This is a genomic window from Paraburkholderia ginsengisoli NBRC 100965 (genome assembly GCF_000739735.1).
Lineage (GTDB): Bacteria > Pseudomonadota > Gammaproteobacteria > Burkholderiales > Burkholderiaceae > Paraburkholderia > Paraburkholderia ginsengisoli.
On record NZ_BBJF01000023.1, the window covers coordinates 40,912 to 59,921 of the forward strand.

Sequence of the window (19,010 nt, forward strand, 5' to 3'; positions counted from 1 at the left end):
GGATCAGACGCCCAACAAAAAGCCCGCCTGAGCAACTCAGGCGGGCTTTTTTCGTCCCGGAATCTCGAACGAGCGATCCAGTAGACAGGCTGAAACGCGGCTTAATGCGCGCCCATGCCTTCGAGCACTTCGTCGTGCGTCTGACGCTCTTCCAGATATTCCGAGCGATAGCCGCTGTGGACGCCCCAGTAATAAAACACCAGCGAGAAGCCGATCACGACCAGCATGTCCCAGCCGTAAGGCAGGACGCCGTAACCGCCGAACTCTTTGCTGCCGATCAGCGACAATACCGCCATGATCGGCAGGTAAGCGACCAGCCACCATGCGGCCTTCAGGTCGCGGCCCCAGCCGGCAAAGCCCGACTTCGCCTGGAAGTAGAAGTACACCGGCAGTGCAACGACCATCAGCAGAATAATTTCGCCGGTGAGCGGCCACTTGGCCCAGTACAGGATCAGCGACGCGCACACGAACGCGAACGGCGCGATCACCTTCATGCCGACGATGTGCAGCGGACGCTCCAGATCAGTCGCCGCGCGGCGCAGCGCCATCAGGCTGATCGGACCCGTCAGGTACGAGATCACGGTCGCGACCGAAATGACCGCCGCCAGCGAGCTCCAGCCGCGGAAGAAGAACAGGAAAATGAACGACACGAACAGGTTGAACCACATTGCCTGACGCGGCACGCCGTAGAACGGGTGCACGTTGCCGAACATCTTCGGCATCGTGTTGTTGCGCTCCATTGCGTAGATCATGCGGGTGGTGGTCGCCATATACGTCGTACCGGTGCCGCTCGGGCTGACGAACGCGTCGACGTACAGCAGGATCGCCAACCAGTTCAGGTTCAGCGCGATCGCGAGTTCCGCGAACGGCGATGCGAAGTTGAAGTGGCTCCAGCCCTTCATCACGTCGCCCGGGCTCACCGCGCCGATGTACGCGATCTGCAGCAGCACATAGATCACCAGCGCCAGCAAGATCGAGCCGATCACCGCGAACGGCACGCTCTTGGCCGGATTACGCGCCTCACCGGCGAGGTTGATCGGGCTCTGGAAACCGTTGAACGCGAACACGATGCCGCTCGTCGCCACCGCCGTCAGCACAGACGACCAGCCGTACGGCGCGAACGTGCTCACTTCGCCGAAGTTTTCCTTATGGAAGCCCGTCAGCATCAAGCCGAGGATCGTCGCGCCGGGGATCACGAACTTGAAGATCGTGATCGCCGAATTGGCGCGCGCGAACAGTTTGACGCCCCAGTAGTTCAGCAGGAAGTAAATGATCACGAGGCCGGCGGACAGCAATAACCCGTTTGTGGTTAATGACCCGTCGACGAATAACGCATGCGCCCACGCATAGGGCCACGTGCTCATATATTGAATGGAGGCTTCGGCCTCGATCGGAATCACCGAAACGATTGCGATCCAGTTGGCCCACGCGCTGATGAAACCGACCAGCGCGCCGTGCGAATAGCGCGCGTAACGCACCATCCCGCCGGACTCCGGGAACATCGCGCCGAGTTCCGCATAGGTCAAGGCAATCGCGAGAATCACGACCGCGCCGATGACCCAGGCACAAATGGCAGCGGGGCCGGCAATTTTGGCCGCCTTCCACGCGCCGAACAGCCAGCCCGACCCGATGATCGAACCCAGGCCGGTCAGCAGTAGTGCGAACGGCCCGATGTTCCGTTGTATAGAACTTTTCACGTCTTCTCCTGTATCAGAACCATGTCGGCACCGCGTGACAATCGCTTGTGGCGCTGGAGACGGGTGACGCGCATGCATGCGCGACGGAGCCATTCTGGCAGGTGCAACCGACGCGCGGCGCGTAGTTTAACGGTTGCACCGGCTTGCTGCAGCGAAACTAAGGGTTCTCCCTGGCAAAAAGATCCGATGCGCAGCAAGCTTTGTAAGCAAAATTTGCGCCCATCGGGCACAAATTCGTAAAGATTTGACGATACTGTTGACCTTCGCTCGAAATGGCCGTATAACGTTCGGGCAGGATTTCAAGCGGCGAGTGAATTGGTCTTTCGTAGTTCGCCCATCAACGGTACTCCGGTTGGTCCCATTACCCCCTTCCTTGATTTTCATGCACCCTCTGGGCTTCGGCCTTATTTACCATCTTTAGGAACAAGTAATATGGAAACCGGTACCGTCAAGTGGTTCAATGACGCAAAGGGCTTTGGCTTCATCACGCCGGACGGCGGTGGCGAAGATCTGTTCGCGCATTTCTCGGAAATCCGCACGGAAGGCTTCAAAACGCTGCAAGAAAACCAAAAGGTTACGTTTGAAGTGAAGACGGGCCCGAAGGGCAAGCAAGCCGCTAACATCAAGCCGGTGTAAGCGACACGCTTCCTTCTGGACGCAGAAAACCCCGCCTCGGCGGGGTTTTCTTATATCCGTCGCAAACTGAATGCGCTGATTATCTTCGCAGTATGCGACGGATTAGTTTGTTGGTTATCCGAACAAACGCCGGGCGTGAATACCGAGTCCCGTTGCGACGCTGGCGAGTCGATCGCCGAATACCGCTTTAGCATCCGGGAATGCCGAAGCCAATGCACCCGATAGAAACGCGAGTCCGGTTGACCCACCCGTGAAATAAATCGCACCGACGTCGCGCGGCGCAATGCCCGCCGCCTGCACCGTGTCGCGCGCCGCCTGCACGATGCGCTGCGTTTCTTCGTGGCCGGCCTTGATGAGCTGCGCTTCGTCGAAAGCGAGGCGCAGGTCGCCTTCCACTTCATCCAGATCGATCAGGGTCTCGCCGCCCGCCGCCACGCCGATTTTCGCCTCTTCCGCATGCGCCGCCAGCGCGTGCCCAAGGCGGCGCTCCACGACGCGCATCAGGCGGTCGTGGTGCCGGACCTCGGTGAACAGATGCCGCATCAGCGCGAGTTCACTGACGCGTTTGGGCGCGTAGACGGTATTGATCAGGTGCCAGGTCGCCAGATCGAAATAGACCCGGTTCGGGATTTCGCGCCCTTCAGGATCGAGCGTCTGATAGCCCAGCTCGCGCAGGATGGTCGCCAGCTCGACGCGGCGGTCGAAGTCCGTGCCCGCCACGTGGACGCCGTGGTGAGCCAGCACGTCGTCCTTGCGTTCGACGCGTTTCATCCGCTCCGGCCCGACCCGCACCAGCGAAAAGTCCGACGTGCCGCCGCCAATGTCGGCCACCAGCACGAGCCCTTCTTCCGTCAGATGCGATTCGTAGTCGAACGCGGCCGCGATCGGCTCATACTGAAAGTGGATCTCGCGCAAACCGACCGAGCGCGCGGCAGCTTCGAGCTGCTGCTGCGCCATCCGGTCGGCGCGCGGATCGTCGTCGACGAAAAACACCGGGCGGCCCAGCACCGCGCGCTCGATCGGGCCGCCGGCGCTCCGTTCGGCCGAGCGTTTCAGATGATCGACGAAAATCGCGATCACCTCCGTGTACTTGATCGCGGAGCCGTCGCCGAGATCCGTCGAGTTCTCGGCGAGCGGCGAGCCGAGAATGCTTTTCATCGAGCGCATCAGACGGCCGTCGAAGCCGTCGATGTACGCCGCCAGCGCCGCCCGCCCGAATTCGCGGGTGTCTTCGTCGGTATTGAAAAAGACGGAGGTCGGCAGCGTCGTGTAGGCGCCTTCGACCGGCGCGAGCTTGAGCGAAGCGCCGTCAGGCACGGCCACAGCCGAGTTGGAAGTACCGAAGTCAATCGCGCAATAGTTCATGGCAGGCATCGCCGCTCAGCTGGCGCGGACAGAAAGGGGAGCGGCTTTGTATCACGAAAGCTCGATGAGCATCAACTAACGCTTTCCAGCGTGGCCGCAGTATTGCAAAGCTTCGTTCGACGGAATGAATTTTGCTCTTTGCGACAGGATACGCCGCCAAATTTCCAGATTGAGGAGACCTCAAGCAATGAGCGCGCCGCCGACTGCCGCTGTCCACGAAAAAACCGCCACGCTGATTGAAACGGACCTGCCGTCGCGGCTCGACCGCCTGCCGTGGGGCCGCTTTCATTCGCTGATCGTGGTGGCGCTGGGCGTGACGTGGCTGCTCGACGGTCTCGAAGTGACGTTGGCGGGCGCGGTGGCGAGTGCGCTGAAATCCAGTCCGTCGTTGCGCTTTTCCAACGCCGACGTGGGGCTCGCGGGCAGCGCGTACATCGCCGGCGCGGTGCTCGGGGCGCTCGGCTTCGGCTGGCTGACCGACCGGCTAGGCCGCCGCAAGCTGTTTTTTATCACGCTCGCCGTCTACCTGGTCGCCACCGCGGCGACCGCGTTGTCGTGGAATCTCGCCAGTTTCCTGCTGTTTCGCTTTCTGACCGGCGCGGGCATCGGCGGCGAATACACGGCGATCAATTCGACCATCCAGGAATTCACCCCGGCGCGGGTGCGCGGCTGGACCGATCTCGGCATCAACGGCACGTTCTGGGTCGGCGCGGGGCTCGGCGCGGCCGGCTCGCTAGTGCTGCTCGACCCAGGTCTGCTGCCGGCCGACTGGGGCTGGCGCGCGTGCTTCTTCATCGGCGCGGTGCTGGCGCTGGCGATCCTGCCGATGCGCATCTGGGTGCCCGAAAGCCCGCGCTGGCTGCTTACACACGGCGACGAGCGCGACGCGCGCGCAATCGTCGAAGGCATCGAGACGCGCTTTCGCGACGAAGGTCACGCGCTTTCCGACGACACCCTCACTCGACTGCGGCTGCGCGCCCGCAACCATACGCCGCTGCGCGAGGTGTTTCACACGCTCTTCAACGTGCACCGCCGCCGCGCGCTGGTCGGCCTGACGCTGATGACCGCGCAGGCCTTCTTCTACAACGCGATCTTCTTCACGTACGCGCTGGTCCTTACCGACTTCTATCAAGTACCGGGCGAACACATCGGTTGGTATCTGCTGCCGTTCGCACTCGGCAATTTTCTCGGACCGCTGCTGCTCGGCCGGCTTTTCGACGTGATCGGACGGCGCAAGATGATCGCGACGACTTACGGGCTGTCCGCGATCCTGCTGACGCTGAGCGGCTATCTGTTCGAGCAGCAGATGCTCACCGTCGTCACGCAGACGATCGCCTGGATGGTGATTTTCTTCTTCGCGTCGGCGGCGGCGAGTTCGGCGTATCTGACGGTCAGCGAATCGTTTCCGCTCGAAATCCGCGCGCTGGCGATCGCGGTCTTCTACGCGTTCGGCACGGCGCTTGGCGGTATCGTCGGGCCAGCGTTCTTCGGCCGACTGATCGACACGCATGAACGCAGCGCGGTGTTCTCAGGCTATCTGGTGGGCTCGGCGCTGATGCTCGCGGCGGCGGTGGTCGCCGCAATCTGGGGCGTGGATGCGGAGCGCAAATCGCTGGAGCACGTGGCAACGCCGCTCTCAAGCGTCGCGGACGACGTGCAATAAAAAACGCGCGGACGGCGCCGCGCGTTTTGGGGATCGAGCGAGACTCGCTGCTTAGAGGGCCTTCTTCCAGCCGCCGCCGTAGGCGACGTCGGCCAGCGGCAGACGCTGGCGCACCGACTTCTCGCGCTCGCGCAGCACCGGATCCAGCTTGTCGACCTCACCGTAATGGCCGAGCGAAATGATCGCGAACACGTCGACGTCGGCCGGCAGCGCGAAGGTCGTGCGGAACGCGTTCGGGTCGAAACCGCTCATCTGATGCGCGGCGAGCCCGAGCGCATGCGCCTGCAACACGAGCGCCATTGCGGCGGCGCCGGCATCGTACGGCGCGCAGCGATTCACTTCGCCCTTGCTCGTCAGCGTGTGCGCGGTCACGGCGATCAGCACCGGCGCGCGCGTATTCCAGCCCTGATTGAACGGCACCAGCGTCGTGAACGCCTGCTTGAACGAGACTTCATCGACGCTGCGATCGAATACCAGAAACCGCCACGGCTGCGCGTTGTAGGCAGACGGCGCCCAGCGCGCTGCTTCGAGCACGGCACGCAGATGCTCACGGCTCACCGGCTCGCTCGAATACGCGCGCGGGCTCCAGCGGCCTGCAATCAGCTCGTGAATGGCAACTTCGGTAGGGGCGGGTTTCGTGGTCATGCGCTCTCTCGGTCGAAATTCATGATCGTCGGGCGGCTGCCCGGGGCCACATAGCATAACCGGGCTTCGCCGCGTGCGCTCCAACAAGCACTCAGTTTGTTTCCACGCCGGCTGCAAAAGAAAACGGCCCCGAGTGGGGCCGTCGCCGGTTGCCTCATTGCTTTGGCGCGCTCGCGCCGTGCGGCTTCACACCGCCTGCGGCTGCGGCACCTTTGCCGGCCGGTTGATCCGCAATACGATCACGGCGGCGATTAGACAGAGGCCACCTGAAATCATCGACGCCACGGTATAAGTGCCGAGGCTCGCGCGCAGCATGCCCGCGCCGAGCGCCGCGAACGCCGCCCCGAGCTGGTGGCCCGCGACCACCCAACCAAACACCACCGGCGCCGCTTCCTTGCCGTACACGTCGGTCGCGAGACGCACGGTCGGCGGAACGGTGGCGATCCAGTCGAGCCCGTAGAACACAGCGAATATCGGCAGACCGAAGAAGTCGATACCGAACGCGTGCGGCAGGTACATCAGCGACAGGCCGCGCAGACCGTAATACCAGAAGAGCAGCACGCGACTATTGAAGCGGTCCGACAGCCAGCCCGACAGCGTCGTGCCGAACAGATCGAAGATGCCCATCGCGGCGAGCAGCGACGCGCCCTGCACCTCGGTCATCCCATAGTCGCCGCACATCGCGATCAGATGGGTGCCGACGTAGCCGTTGGTGCTCGCGCCGCAAATGAAGAAGCTGAAGAACAGCAGCCAGAAGTCGCGGGTCTTGCTCGCCATGCCGAGCGTGCCGAACGCGATGGCGAGCGGATTCTGCTTCGTGACGGTGCTGGCGACCGGCGCGTCGTGCGGCTCGCCGTAGGGGCGCAACTGCATGTCGTCCGGGCGTTCGGGCAGCAGAAACGCGACCAGTGGAATCACCACGGCCGCCGCGAGCGCGACGACCCACACCACCTGGCGCCAGCCATAATGCTCGGCGATGGCCGCGAGCATCGGCAGGAACACCAACTGGCCGGTGGCCGAACTGGCCGTGAGAATGCCCATGACGAGGCCGCGGCGCGTGGTGAACCAGCGCGTCACCACGGTCGCCGACAACGACAGCGCCGCCACGCCCGTCGAGCCTCCGACCATCACGCCCCAGACCAGCACCATCTGCCACGGATGCGTCATCAGCGACGACAACGCCACCCCCCCGGCCATCGTGCCGAGCGCGACGAGCAGCGTGGGACGTACGCCGAAACGCTGCATCGCCGCCGCCGCGAACGGCCCCATCAGGCCGTAAAGCGCGATGTTCACCGAGATCGCCAGCGAAATCGTTGCGCGGCTCCAGCCGAATTGATGCTCCAGCGGCACCATCATCACGCTCGGCGTCGCGCGTGTGCCGGCCGCCGCCAGCAATACCAGAAACACCACCGCGACCGTCAGCCAGCCATAGTGGAACCGCCCGCCAATCAGTCTCGCTGCCCAGTTCATTGGACCTCCAGTCTACGCAGCGCCTTTCGCGGGCTGCGTCGTTCGTATTATTACGGGTTCAGTAAATGACTTGTGACAGATCGGTCACAATTGGTGTTGCGATATTAGTTACTGGTCGGTAACATGTCAAGGCATCAATTCAGTTCAACTCAGGTGGCCATCATGTCCGACAGCGAAACCCCGAAGCCGACCGGTAAAGCCCGCGCGCGGCGTGCGCGCGCTGTGCAGACGGCCGGCCCGCAGGCGCAGCGCAATCTGCTGCGCGCGGCGAGCGAGCTGTTTTATCGCGAAGGCGTGCGCACGGTCGGCGTCGATGCCGTGGTTGAGCGCGCCGGCGTGAACAAGATGAGTCTGTACCGCCAGTTTTCGTCGAAGGACGAGCTGGTGATGGCTTATCTGGAACAGCAGGACGAGCGGTTCTTCGGCTACGTGGAGCGCAGTTTCGCCCAACATCCGGGCGAACCGGCGAAGCAGCTTCAGCAGTATTTCGACGACCTCGCGGTGCGCGCATCCGTCAGCGACTATCGCGGCTGTCCGTTCGTGAACGTGTCGGTGGAATTTTCGGACACCGCGCATCCGGCACGGCAGTTCGTCTTCCGCAACAAGGAGCGTTTGATGGCGCGCCTCGTCGAACTGTCGACGGCTGCCGGCGCCGACGATCCCGAGGCTCTCGCGAATGCGCTCGGTCTGATGATCGAAGGCGTGTATGCGGCGAGTCAGACCTACGGGCCCGGATGCGGGCCGATTCTGGCCGCGCCGAAAGCTGCCGCGCAATTGATTGCCGCGGCCTGCGGCGGAAAACGCCCGACTTGAGATAATGCCGCGGATCGAGCGAAGCCGGATCCGGCTGCGCTTTTTGACGCCGCGGTTTGCGCCAGATGCGAAGCGGCGCGGGTTCGCGCCGTTAGAATGGCGCTTTTACCCATCGTATCGTCTGCCATGTCGCTGCCTGTCGAATCCCACGATGCCGTTGTTGCCGCCACTCGTCACTGGTTGACGGAGGCCGTGATCGGACTCAATTTGTGTCCGTTTGCGAAGGCAGTGCACGTGAAGGGACAGATTCGCTACGTCGTGAGCGACGCAGTGGACATGGAAGGCGTGTTGACGGATCTCGAAGCCGAGCTGCAAACGCTGGTCGCCGCCGATCCGGCCGCCGTCGACACGACGCTGTTGATCCTGCCCCGCGCGCTCGGCGACTTTCTCGACTTCAACGATTGCGTGTTCTTCGCCGACCGGCTCATCAAGCAGCTTCGGCTCGAAGGGATCGTGCAGATCGCGAGCTTCCATCCGTGTTATCAGTTCGAAGGCAGCGAGCCGGACGATATCGAGAACTATACGAACCGGGCGCCCTATCCGATCCTGCATTTGCTGCGCGAAGACAGCATCGAGCGGGCCGTTCAGGCCTTTCCCGACGCGGAAGCTATCTATGAGCGCAATCAGGCGACGCTACGGCGAATCGGTCTCGCCGGCTGGGACGAGTTGATGAAACGGGGAAGAAGCTTCGGCTCCGCCTCGCTTAAGCAGAATCAGGCGGCAACGAAAAAGCGCTCTTTCAACTCCTGAATCCCGAGCGTTTCCATCACTTCGTTGAGCCGCTCGGCCGGCCGGCGTCCCGGCAGATCCTTGTACTGCGCGATGATGAGTTCGTTCTTCATCGAATGCTCCCAGCCGACCAGTTCGGTCACGCTGACCTGATACCCGTGAGCCTCCAGCTGCAGGCAGCGCAGCACGTTCGTTATCTGGCTGCCGAATTCCCGCGTGTGCAGCGGGTGCCGCCAGATTTCGGTCAGCGCGTTCGCGAGCGACTTGCCCTTGTTCTGCCTTAGCACGCCGGCCACCTCGGCCTGGCAGCACGGCACCACCACGATGTATTTGGCCCGTTTTTCCAGCGCGAAACGGATTGCGTCGTCGGTCGCTGTATTGCAGGCGTGCAGTGCCGTGACGATGTCGATTTCCGCGGGCAAGCGCGCCGACGTGATCGACTCCGCCACCGACAGATTCAGGAACGACATCCCCGAAAAGCCCAGCCGGGCGGCCAGTTCTTCGGACTTCGTCACGAGTTCCTCACGGGTTTCAATGCCGTAAATGTGCGACGCCCCACCCGCCGCGCCCTGAAACTCCTTGAAGAAAAGATCGTAAAGAATAAAACCTAGATATGACTTGCCCGCGCCGTGGTCGACGAGCGTCAAGGCGCCCTGTTTGTCCTTCAGGTCTTTGAGCAACGGTTCGATGAACTGGAACAGGTGGTACACCTGCTTCAGCTTGCGGCGGCTGTCCTGATTCATCTTGCCGTCGCGCGTGAGGATGTGGAGCTCCTTCAGCAACTCGACGGATTGGTTCGGACGGATTTCGTGGGTTTTGCTGGACATCGTGTGGACCGTCATCAATTGCAACGCGAACGTGCGACAGATGACGGAAAAAGGGAAAAGTTGATGCCAGTTTACCCAAAGTGCGGTTCACTCACCGAAGGACCCATGCAAACCATGCGAAAAACGCGTCAACCTGGAACGCTTCCTGCTCGAAAAGCATCACGCGGGACGTCTCCGGAGTGACCGAAAAAAGCTTGTGGCCTGATAGCGCAAGCCGTGTCGCCCATAACAAGAGGCTGTCGGCCGTGGCATCGATCACGGGACCGAATGCATGTGGGGAGGACGGTCCAGGAATATGGGCCGAACGTTACGTAACCAGCAGCGTGCCGAGACTTCAAGCGGACGCGCGCTCGGATGATAGAAGAGGCGGCAATGGATACGGTACCCAACGGAAACGTAGAACAGAAATTTCAGGAAATGCTGGCGAAGCTCACCGCGACGCCGGCCTGGTCGGAGAAACAGCAACTCGAACTCGAGATGGCGCGCGACATCTCCACCGAAATGCTGCGCCTGGCCGAAGTCATGCGCGATGGCAGCGTCGACATGGAAACGTGTCTGACCATGCTCAAGTACGCCAAAGTGCTCGACTTCGTGATGACCACGCTCGCGTCGCGGCGCGATATCAAACCGCAAACGCTGCGGGTCATCTTCAAGCTCGCCGGACTGAAGGTGGACGAGGCTTACCCTGGCTAGCGCTTAAGGAGTCCCGTCACGCGCCGACAACACCGCGACCCGCGGGCGGCTTGCGCCGCTCGCCTGGGCCGTACCGCCCCCCCTCCCGTCCGCAAGGACGATCCCTCACGCGCGCGGTGTTTCGACCGGCGGCGTGCCGTCATGAAACAGCGTCTTGAGTTGCGAACGCAGTTCCGGTGAATCCGTGTGTTTGTGGACGGCGACCGCGTGCTGCACGGCCGCTTCGAGCAATTCGCTCTCGTTGTCGGCGGATAGCGCGACGGTGCAGTTCGTTTCACTTGGGAACTCGCGGCAATCGATGTATTTGCGGCTCATGGCTCACTCCTTGATCCAGACTGTCGACCCTCCACGCGTGCAACGGACGCGCGAGCCACATCGCCACCGGCCACGGCGCGGCGCGGCGGCGACGGCCGCCATGGTGGAATGGCGGGAGACGGGCCGCGTCGGGCGGTAAGCAGTCGGTGGGCTGGTTTGACGCGAGAAGACGCGCGCGGCGTCCGAGGGAGGGGTATCAAAAGTATAGTTTCGCGCGAGTCGGGAGCAAGGACGCGCACACACGGCGGGCGGTCACCGGCACGCCGGAATCCGGCTTTTTTCAGCCCGGCGGCCGGGCCGCGCGTTTGCCCTGTGCTGTCCGCGGTGTGAAAATAGCGCCCTTCGCGCCGTCCTGAATCGCCCGATCCGGCCGGCGCGCCGCCTCTTCGTTCCGCTCACCCGCAGGTCCCCATGCCATCTTCCTTCGATTCCGCCCGTGTCGCCGTGATTGGCGGCGGCCCCGCCGGCCTGATGGCCGCCGAGGCGCTCGCCCGGCGCGGCGTGCAAGTCGACGTCTATGACGCGATGCCGTCGGTCGGTCGCAAGTTTTTAATGGCGGGCAAAGGCGGCATGAACATCACGCATTCGGAACCGCTCGAACCGTTTCTCGGCCGCTACGGCGCGCGTCGCGGGCAAATCGCGCCGCTGCTCGACGCATTCGGGCCCGACGCATTGCGGGCGTGGTTGCAGGAACTCGGCGTCGAGACGTTCGTCGGCAGTTCGGGGCGCGTTTTTCCGTCCGACATGAAAGCCGCGCCGATGCTGCGGGCGTGGCTGCATCGGCTGCGGGAAGCAGGCGTGCAGTTCCACATGCGGCACAAGTGGAGCGGTTGGAGCTCCGACACCGATGACGCGGCGACGCACACGCTCCGCTTCGCGACGCCCGACGGCGAGCGGACGGTGACCTGCGACGCCCTCGTGCTCGCGCTTGGCGGCGCAAGCTGGCCGCGCCTCGGTTCCGATGCCGCCTGGGTGCCGCTGATGGTCGAACAGCGAGTGCCGGTGGCGCCACTGCGGCCCGCGAACTGTGGCTTCGACGCGGACTGGAGCCCATATCTGCGCGAGCGTTTCGCCGGCCAGCCGATCAAGCCGGTGGCCATCTCTCTCACCGATGTGGACAATAAAGTCCACAATCGACAAGGTGAAATACTTCTGACCGAAACGGGCCTCGAAGGGAGCCTGATTTACGCATTGTCGGCGCCGATCCGCGAGCGGATTCTGGCCGACGGCAACCTCACGATTTCACTGGATCTGGCGCCAGGCTTGGCGCTCGAGCGGGTCGTCGCGGAAGTGACGCGACCGCGCGGGTCACGTTCGATCGCGAGTCATCTGCACGGAAGGATCGGGATTAGCGGGGTAAAACTGGCGTTGCTGCACGAGGTTTTGTCGAAGGAGGCGTTTGCTGACGCGCTCGGCCTTGCGCATGCCATCAAGGCGCTGCCGGTGCGACTCACGCGAGCCCGGCCAATCGACGAAGCGATCAGCACCGCCGGCGGGATTCCGTTCGAAGCGCTCGACGCGCAGCTGATGATCGAGCGGCTGCCGGGCATCTTCTGCGCGGGAGAAATGCTCGACTGGGAAGCGCCGACCGGCGGCTATCTGCTCACCGCGTGTTTCGCCAGCGGGTTGGTGGCGGGCAGAGGCGCGGCGGACTATCTCGACGCACTTGGGGAGCGCGGCGCGTCGGCGTGATGTGCGTTGCCGCGCGGCTTTCGGACTGCGCGGCAACGCGTTTTTTGCCGCCGACGTTTGACTGACTAGCGCGCTTTCGGCGCCGCTGCGCTCGCGCTTGGGCTCGAGCGCAGCGCGCAATTCTCAGGACGCACGACGCGTGGCTCGACGTCCCCCACCACACGGCTTCCCGTCCGAGCGCCACACCGTCCCCGCTCAACGCGCCTTAAGACGCCACAGCGATGTCACTTCCGCCACACGCGCCTCGTGCAGTGCATCGGTTTCATCCGTCGACTTCGGGTGCCGCGGACGAATGTCCTCGCGACCCACCACCGTCAAACCGGCCTTTTCGATCTCCGCCAGTAACGACTCGCGCGTACGCAAGCCGAGGTGCTCGGCGAAATCCGACAGGATCAGCCAGCCTTCCCCGCCCGGCGACAAATGCTCCGCGAGCCCGTTCAGGAACCCGAGCAGCATGCGGCTTTCCGGGTCGTAGACCGCATATTCGACCGGCGACGCGGGCCGCGCCGGCACCCACGGCGGATTGCAGACGACGAGCGGCGCCCGGCCGTCCGGAAAAAGGTCCGCCTGAACGACCTCGACCTGCTGGTCGTAGCCGAGGCGCGCGAGGTTCTCACGCGCGCAGGCAAGCGCGCGCGGATCCTGATCGGTGGCGACGATTTTCTTCACACCGCGTTTGGCGAGCAGCGCGGCCAGCACGCCGGTGCCGGTGCCGATATCGAACGCCTTGTTCAGCGACGGCAGCGGCATGCGCGCGACCAGATCGACGTACTCGCCGCGCACCGGCGAAAACACGCCGTAGTGCGGATGAATGCGCTCGCCGAGCGCGGGAATTTCGACGCCCTTCTTGCGCCACTCGTGGGCACCGATCAGACCGAGCAGTTCGCGCAACGACACGACCGACGCTTCGTCGGTGGCCGGGCCGTAGGTTTCGATGCACGCGTGCTGCACGTCGGGCGCGCGGCGAAGCGGAATGCCGTAGGCGGCGTCGAGCGGAATCAGGATCATGCCGAGCGTGCGCGCGCGCTGCGACTGCGCCTGCCGATGCAGGTTGAACGCGTCGATCGGCGTTGCGCCCTGCTTGCGCGGCTTGCGCTCGAGCCGGCGGGTGACCGCCTGCAGCAATTGGCGAGCGTTCTGGAAGTCGCCGTTCCACAGCAGCGCGGTCCCTTCGCAGGCGAGGCGGTAGGCCGAGTCGGCGGTGGTGCGGTCATCCGCGACGACGACACGTTTGGGCGGCGGCACGGCCGCTTCGGAGCGCCAACGCGCGGTGCGGGGGCCGTCGGCTTCGGGCCAGGTAATGGTTGCAGGGCTGGTCATGGTGAGGTGGGATCGGTGTTGCGGGAGTGACGCGGGTGAGACGTTGCGTCGTCGGGGGGCGTGGCCCGCCGGTGTACTTGTAGATAGCGATGCCGACTGACGCCCGAATAGTACCTCTGTCGCGCAGGTTCGCGGTGCGCAATTCTTCGGACGGGCTGGCTGGAGCGGGGTCGGGATACTTTCGTAGACTTTATAGTCCACAATCGACAAGGTGAAAGAGATATGGCGATTTTGAGCGCCTTGTAGTCTCACCGATGCGGTTTGCGAGCGGCTCGATGCCGCTTGGCGGGCGCGGTCGCAGATTGGCTCCGGCTGATGTATGCCGGTCTATCGCCGTCATTGGCGCTATCGGCCCACCGACTGGCCGCCGTGCTCGTTGCTCGAAAAATCATCGCCGCATCGAGAACCCGCCGACGCCTGCTGGACGTGAAAACTTTAATCAACGCGAAAATATGCTAAATGGATAAATAGACACAGACTTAGCTATTGCGCGACGTCATGTTTTATCACGGCGCACCACTAGAAAATAGACAGACGCCAATCCACTCGGTATAGTTCTCGACAGCCGAATAAGGTTGTACAAAAGAACCTGAGAGATCACAAGTGGCCCGGGGCGTCAGCCCGTGTAGCGTCCAAATCCAATAAATAGACTTTTCGGTTGCGGACACCATCGGTGTTCGCAACTCATCTTTTTCTTTTAATCCTTTAATCGCCATTGGTGCAACGTTTGCGTTTAACGCATTCGGGCTCTTTTCCGCCAGCAATACGCGAGATTGCCTTTCTCGGTATCATTTAATTAATCGCGCCAAATGAAACGACTTCTGGACCGGTAAATAAAAAACGGGGTTTCTGATTGAACAGAAACCCCGTTTCATACTACTGGTGCCGGCTGCAGGACTCGAACCCGCCACCTCATGATTACAAGTCAAGCGCTCTACCTGATGAGCTAAGCCGGCATGAGGCCGTGATTCTACTTCATTTTACGATCTTGAGGCGAGCCCTTCCGCCACCTTTTGAACCATCGTCGTCAGGTTGCGGGCCGGTCGCCGCGCTATCCGTTTTCGCGGCGGCTGCATCGCCCGCCGGCGAGCTTTCGACCGCGCGCGGCGCTGGCGCATCGGCCTCGTCCGCTGGCACCGCGTCAGCGCCGGAATCCTGCGCTTCGCCGCCCGCCGATTCGACCGGGAACGCCATGCCCTGGCCATTTTCACGCGCGTAAATCGCGAGAATATTGGCGATCGGCACCTCGATCTTGTGCGACTTGCCGGAGAAACGCGCGCTGAACTCGATCCACTCGTTGCCCATCTGCAACTGGCTGGTCGCCTCGAAGCTGATGTTCAACACGATTTCGTTGTCGCGCACAAACTGACGCGGAACGCGCGTCTGATTGTCGACCCGGACCGCGATGTGCGGCGTATAGCCGTTATCCGTGCACCACTCGTACAGCGCGCGCAGCAGGTAAGGCTTCGTGGAAATCTCTTGCATCAACAGTCCTCTTACCGGGCGCGGGTCCGCGCAACGAGCTGCGCGGCGCCCTCGCCCCGAGCCAAACTCAACGACGCATCACCTTTTCCGAAGGCGTCAGCGCTTCGATATAAGCCGGGCGGCTGAAAATGCGCTCGGCGTACTTCATCAGCGGCGCGGCGTTCTTCGACAGTTCGATGCCGTAGTGATCCAGACGCCATAGGAGCGGCGCGATCGCGACGTCGAGCATCGAGAATTCTTCGCCGAGCATGTACTTGTTCTTCAGGAAGATCGGCGCGAGCTGCGTCAGGCGATCGCGGATCGCGAGGCGTGCCTTCTCGTGATTCTTCTCGGCGGCCTTGCCCTTCTCGTTTTCGAGCGTGCCGACGTGCACGAACAGTTCCTTCTCGAAGTTCAGCAGGAACAGGCGGGCGCGGGCGCGCTGCACCGGATCGGCCGGCATCAGTTGCGGATGCGGGAAGCGCTCGTCGATGTACTCGTTGATGATGTTCGATTCGTACAGAATCAGGTCCCGTTCGACGAGAATCGGCACCTGACCATACGGATTCATCACGGCGATGTCTTCCGGCTTGTTAAACAGGTCGACGTCGCGGATCTCGAAGTCCATGCCCTTTTCGAACAACACCAGCCGGCAGCGCTGGGAGAACGGGCAAGTTGTGCCGGAATACAGAACCATCATATTTACGTTTCCTCAAAAAGCTGAAAGGCCAGCGCGCGGAAAAACCGTTCAGCAGGTTTTTCCTGGCGCCGGCCCCACGCCGGGTGACGGCGTGATTATTTGATATGTTTCCAGTACGCGGCGTTCAGTCGCCAGGCGAAAAAGCTCAGGATACCGAGGAACAGAAGCACCCACACGCCAAGCTGTTTGCGGGTCTGCTGCGTCGGTTCGGACATCCATGACAGGTACGACACGAGGTCGGCCACAGCAGAATCATAATCTACCGGCGACATCGTCCCCGGAGTGAGCTGCTGGAAGCCGACAAATTTGTGTACCGTTTCGCCCGTTTTTTCGTCGGTTTCGTCACTGAACTTCGCTGCACGTTGCCCCTGAAGCTGCCACAGCACGTGAGGCATGCTCACGTTCTCGTACACCAGATTGTTCCAGCCGGTGGGCCGCGTATTGTCGCGATAAAAGCTGCGGAGATACGTGTACAGCCAGTCCTTGCCGCGCGCCCGCGCCTCCACCGACAGATCCGGCGGCGCCGCCCCGAACCACGCTTTCGCGTCTTCCGGTCGCATCGCCACGGTCATCGTGTTGCCGACCTTATCGGTGGTGAACAGCAGGTTCGCCTGAATTTCGCTCGGCGAAATGCCGATGTCGGTCAGGCGGTTGTAGCGCATCAGGTTCGCACTGTGGCAATTCAGGCAGTAGTTTACAAACAATTGCGCGCCGTGCTGCAAAGAAGCGAAATTCTCCGCGTTATCCGGCGCGCGGTCGAGATGGAAATTCTCGTCCGCGTGGGCCGGAGCGGCCAGCACCGAGAGCAGTGTCGCGCCGACCAGCGCGCACATCGAAAGCAGTTTCTTCATTTCGTGTTCTCCTGGCTCGCGATTAGTGAGGCGTGAACCGCACCCGTTCGGGCGGCTGCTTGAACGTGCCAAGCCGCGTCCAGAACGGCATGCCGAGGAAAAACGCGAAGTAGATCAGCGCACACACCTGGGCGATCAACGTCGAGGCTGGCGACGGCGGTTTAGTGCCGAGGAAGCCCAGCGTCAGGAAAGCGATCACGAAGATCCCGTAGAACACCTTGTGAAAAAACGGTCGGTAGCGGATCGACTTCACCGGCGAGCGGTCCAGCCACGGCAGGAAGAACAGCGAGATCACCGCGCTGCCCATCACCACCACGCCCCAGAACTTCGATTCGGTGAAGGCCATCGCCAGAATCACCAGCACCGCGAGCACCGGCAGGCCGAGCTTCCACTTGCCGCGCGCGCGCACCAGCGCGAGCAGGCCGAGCAGCGCGATCACGATCATCAGCACGATCTTGAACGGATCGGTGGTGGCGCGCAGCATCGCGTAAAACGCCGTGAAGTACCACACCGGCGCGATTTCAGGCGGCGTCTGCAGCGGATTAGCCGGCACGAAGTTATTGGCTTCGAGGAAGTAGCCGCCCATTTCCGGCGCGAAGAAAATGATCGCCGCGAAGATCAGCAGGAACACCGTGACGCCCATGAAATCGTGTACGGAGTAGAACGGGTGGAACGGAATGCCGTCGAGTGGCACGCCGTCCGGGCCCTTCTTCGCCTTGATCTCGATGCCATCCGGATTGTTCGAGCCGACTTCATGCAGCGCCACGAGGTGCGCGACGACGAGGCCGACCAGCACCAGCGGAATCGCAATCACGTGAAACGCGAAGAAGCGATTGAGCGTGACGTCCGACACCACATAGTCGCCGCGAATCCACAGTGACAGGTCCGGCCCGATGAACGGAATCGCCGAGAACAGGTTGACGATCACCTGCGCGCCCCAGAACGACATCTGCCCCCACGGCAACAGGTAGCCGAAGAACGCCTCGGCCATCAGGCACAGGAAGATCAGGCAACCGAAGATCCACACCAGTTCGCGCGGCTTGCGGTACGAGCCATACATCAGCCCGCGGAACATATGCAGATACACGACGACGAAAAACATCGACGCGCCCGTGGAGTGCATATAGCGGATCAGCCAGCCCCACGGCACCTCGCGCATGATGTACTCGACCGATGAGAACGCGAGCGTCGCGTCGGGCTTGTAGTTCATCGTGAGGAAGATGCCGGTGACGATCTGATTGACCAGCACCAGCAACGCGAGCGAACCGAAGAAGTACCAGAAGTTGAAGTTCTTCGGCGCGTAGTACTCGGAAACGTGCTTCTTCCAGGTGGACGTCAGAGGAAAGCGCCGATCGATCCAGCCGACCAGCCCGGTCGTCTCTACTTCGTGGTCCATCGCCATTACGCTTCTCCTTTCTCGTCCTTCCCGATCACGAGGCCGGTGGCCGACGTGAACATGAAGCGCGGGATGTCGAGGTTCTGCGGCGCAGGTTTGTTCTTGAAGACGCGGCCGGCCATGTCGTAGGTCGAGCCGTGGCACGGGCACAGGAAACCGCCTGGCCAGTCGTCCGGAAGATTGGGCTGCGCGCCCGCCTGGAAGCGCGGCGTCGGCGTGCAGCCCAGATGGGTGCACACGGCGACGGCAACTAGAAGATGCTTGTTCTCGGCGCGTGAACGGAATTCGTTGTTGCAGTACTCCGGCAACGGCATCGAAAAGGGATTCTTGGTGAGGGGGTCCGCTACCTGGTTATCGGCTTTCTGGACATCGGCGAGCATCTGGTCGGTGCGGTTGATGATCCACACCGGTTTGCCGCGCCAGGCGACCGTCATCATGTCGCCGGGCTTGAGACTGCTGAAATCGACTTCGACCGGGGCGCCTGCTGCCTTGGCCTTTTCAGATGGTGCAAACGAACTAACAAAGGGTACGACAATGGCAACGCCTCCTATGCCACCTGCTACGGTCGTCGCTACCAGCCAGTTCCGGCGGCTGCCGTCGACGCGCTCATCTTCTTTGTCTCGCATCACACGCCCCACTTCTGAGTTGGATTTTTCCTTCACGTCTCTTCTACCGCCGCTAGTTTGCGCGAATGGAGTCGCCATTTACAAGGGCCGCGCACCAAAAACCGTGCG

At 62.4% G+C, this 19,010-nt stretch carries 18 protein-coding genes and 1 tRNA gene; 6 read left to right on the plus strand and 13 right to left on the minus strand.

What is annotated here, in order from left to right:
* Window positions 1–101: 101 nt before the first annotated feature.
* A complete protein-coding gene (locus BGI01S_RS25830; protein WP_042329119.1) occupies window positions 102–1,697 on the minus strand; it encodes an APC family permease in 1,596 nt (531 codons plus the stop codon).
* Between the two features lie 432 nt (window positions 1,698–2,129).
* Here BGI01S_RS25830 and BGI01S_RS25835 point away from each other — a divergent pair, with 432 nt between their 5' ends.
* Complete coding sequence (locus tag BGI01S_RS25835) at window positions 2,130–2,333, plus strand: cold-shock protein (protein ID WP_007180251.1); 204 nt, start codon at window positions 2,130–2,132, stop codon at window positions 2,331–2,333.
* A 114-nt stretch (window positions 2,334–2,447) separates the two neighbouring features.
* Here the strand turns inward: BGI01S_RS25835 and BGI01S_RS25840 are convergent, their stop codons facing one another.
* Entirely contained in the window at window positions 2,448–3,698 is a 1,251-nt protein-coding gene (locus BGI01S_RS25840; RefSeq protein ID WP_042329121.1) for an Hsp70 family protein, read from the minus strand.
* A 187-nt stretch (window positions 3,699–3,885) separates the two neighbouring features.
* Here BGI01S_RS25840 and BGI01S_RS25845 point away from each other — a divergent pair, with 187 nt between their 5' ends.
* Entirely contained in the window at window positions 3,886–5,361 is a 1,476-nt protein-coding gene (locus tag BGI01S_RS25845) for an MFS transporter (RefSeq protein ID WP_042329123.1), read from the plus strand.
* A 51-nt stretch (window positions 5,362–5,412) separates the two neighbouring features.
* On the opposite strand, the gene BGI01S_RS25850 is transcribed toward BGI01S_RS25845, so the two are convergent.
* Together BGI01S_RS25850 and BGI01S_RS25855 are read right to left on the minus strand one after the other, a co-directional pair.
* Complete coding sequence (locus BGI01S_RS25850; RefSeq protein ID WP_042329125.1) at window positions 5,413–6,006, minus strand: nitroreductase family protein; 594 nt, start codon at window positions 6,004–6,006, stop codon at window positions 5,413–5,415.
* Between the two features lie 186 nt (window positions 6,007–6,192).
* A complete protein-coding gene (locus BGI01S_RS25855; RefSeq protein ID WP_042329126.1) occupies window positions 6,193–7,476 on the minus strand; it encodes an MFS transporter in 1,284 nt (427 codons plus the stop codon).
* A gap of 162 nt (window positions 7,477–7,638) precedes the next feature.
* On the opposite strand from BGI01S_RS25855, the gene BGI01S_RS25860 reads away from it, so the two are divergent.
* Both BGI01S_RS25860 and BGI01S_RS25865 read left to right on the plus strand, forming a co-directional pair.
* Window positions 7,639–8,289 carry a TetR/AcrR family transcriptional regulator gene (locus BGI01S_RS25860; RefSeq protein ID WP_042329127.1) on the plus strand — a complete coding sequence of 217 codons (651 nt, stop codon included), beginning with the start codon at window positions 7,639–7,641 and terminating at the stop codon, window positions 8,287–8,289.
* A gap of 126 nt (window positions 8,290–8,415) precedes the next feature.
* Window positions 8,416–9,039: a DUF1415 domain-containing protein gene (locus BGI01S_RS25865; protein ID WP_084585498.1), complete on the plus strand. Its 624-nt coding sequence runs from the start codon at window positions 8,416–8,418 to the stop codon at window positions 9,037–9,039.
* Here the strand turns inward: BGI01S_RS25865 and BGI01S_RS25870 are convergent.
* Entirely contained in the window at window positions 9,003–9,845 is an 843-nt protein-coding gene (locus BGI01S_RS25870) for a class I SAM-dependent methyltransferase (protein WP_042329263.1), read from the minus strand. The two genes, BGI01S_RS25865 and BGI01S_RS25870, sit on opposite strands and share 37 nt — an antisense overlap.
* Window positions 9,846–10,217: 372 nt before the next feature.
* Between BGI01S_RS25870 and BGI01S_RS25875 the strand changes: the two genes are divergently transcribed.
* The gene (locus tag BGI01S_RS25875) at window positions 10,218–10,538 is read left to right on the plus strand and encodes a type II toxin-antitoxin system HicA family toxin (protein WP_042329129.1); all 321 of its coding nucleotides are present in this window, start codon (window positions 10,218–10,220) and stop codon (window positions 10,536–10,538) included.
* 105 nt (window positions 10,539–10,643) lie between these two features.
* Here BGI01S_RS25875 and BGI01S_RS25880 read toward each other — a convergent pair whose 3' ends face one another.
* Complete coding sequence (locus BGI01S_RS25880; protein ID WP_042329130.1) at window positions 10,644–10,853, minus strand: DUF1059 domain-containing protein; 210 nt, start codon at window positions 10,851–10,853, stop codon at window positions 10,644–10,646.
* Between the two features lie 411 nt (window positions 10,854–11,264).
* Between BGI01S_RS25880 and BGI01S_RS25885 the strand changes: the two genes are divergently transcribed.
* The gene (locus tag BGI01S_RS25885) at window positions 11,265–12,545 is read left to right on the plus strand and encodes a TIGR03862 family flavoprotein (protein ID WP_042329132.1); all 1,281 of its coding nucleotides are present in this window, start codon (window positions 11,265–11,267) and stop codon (window positions 12,543–12,545) included.
* Window positions 12,546–12,740: 195 nt separating this feature from the next.
* Here the strand turns inward: BGI01S_RS25885 and BGI01S_RS25890 are convergent, their stop codons facing one another.
* The 7 genes from BGI01S_RS25890 to petA form a co-directional block, all read right to left on the minus strand.
* Window positions 12,741–13,865, minus strand: a complete 1,125-nt coding sequence (locus BGI01S_RS25890) for a methyltransferase (protein WP_042329134.1) — start codon at window positions 13,863–13,865, stop codon at window positions 12,741–12,743.
* Between the two features lie 880 nt (window positions 13,866–14,745).
* Window positions 14,746–14,821, minus strand: a tRNA-Thr gene (locus BGI01S_RS25895).
* 19 nt (window positions 14,822–14,840) lie between these two features.
* The gene (locus BGI01S_RS25900; protein ID WP_042329136.1) at window positions 14,841–15,350 is read right to left on the minus strand and encodes a ClpXP protease specificity-enhancing factor; all 510 of its coding nucleotides are present in this window, start codon (window positions 15,348–15,350) and stop codon (window positions 14,841–14,843) included.
* A gap of 67 nt (window positions 15,351–15,417) precedes the next feature.
* Window positions 15,418–16,029 carry a glutathione S-transferase N-terminal domain-containing protein gene (locus BGI01S_RS25905; protein WP_006052302.1) on the minus strand — a complete coding sequence of 204 codons (612 nt, stop codon included), beginning with the start codon at window positions 16,027–16,029 and terminating at the stop codon, window positions 15,418–15,420.
* 95 nt (window positions 16,030–16,124) lie between these two features.
* Entirely contained in the window at window positions 16,125–16,880 is a 756-nt protein-coding gene (locus BGI01S_RS25910) for a cytochrome c1 (RefSeq protein ID WP_042329137.1), read from the minus strand.
* Between the two features lie 22 nt (window positions 16,881–16,902).
* Window positions 16,903–18,282, minus strand: coding sequence for a cytochrome b (locus BGI01S_RS25915; RefSeq protein WP_042329140.1), 1,380 nt, complete (start codon window positions 18,280–18,282; stop codon window positions 16,903–16,905).
* On the minus strand, window positions 18,282–18,902 hold the full coding sequence (gene petA / locus BGI01S_RS25920) for a ubiquinol-cytochrome c reductase iron-sulfur subunit (RefSeq protein WP_042329143.1): 621 nt from the start codon (window positions 18,900–18,902) through the stop codon (window positions 18,282–18,284). Before petA ends, BGI01S_RS25915 begins: the two co-directional genes overlap by 1 nt.
* Window positions 18,903–19,010: the final 108 nt, after the last annotated feature.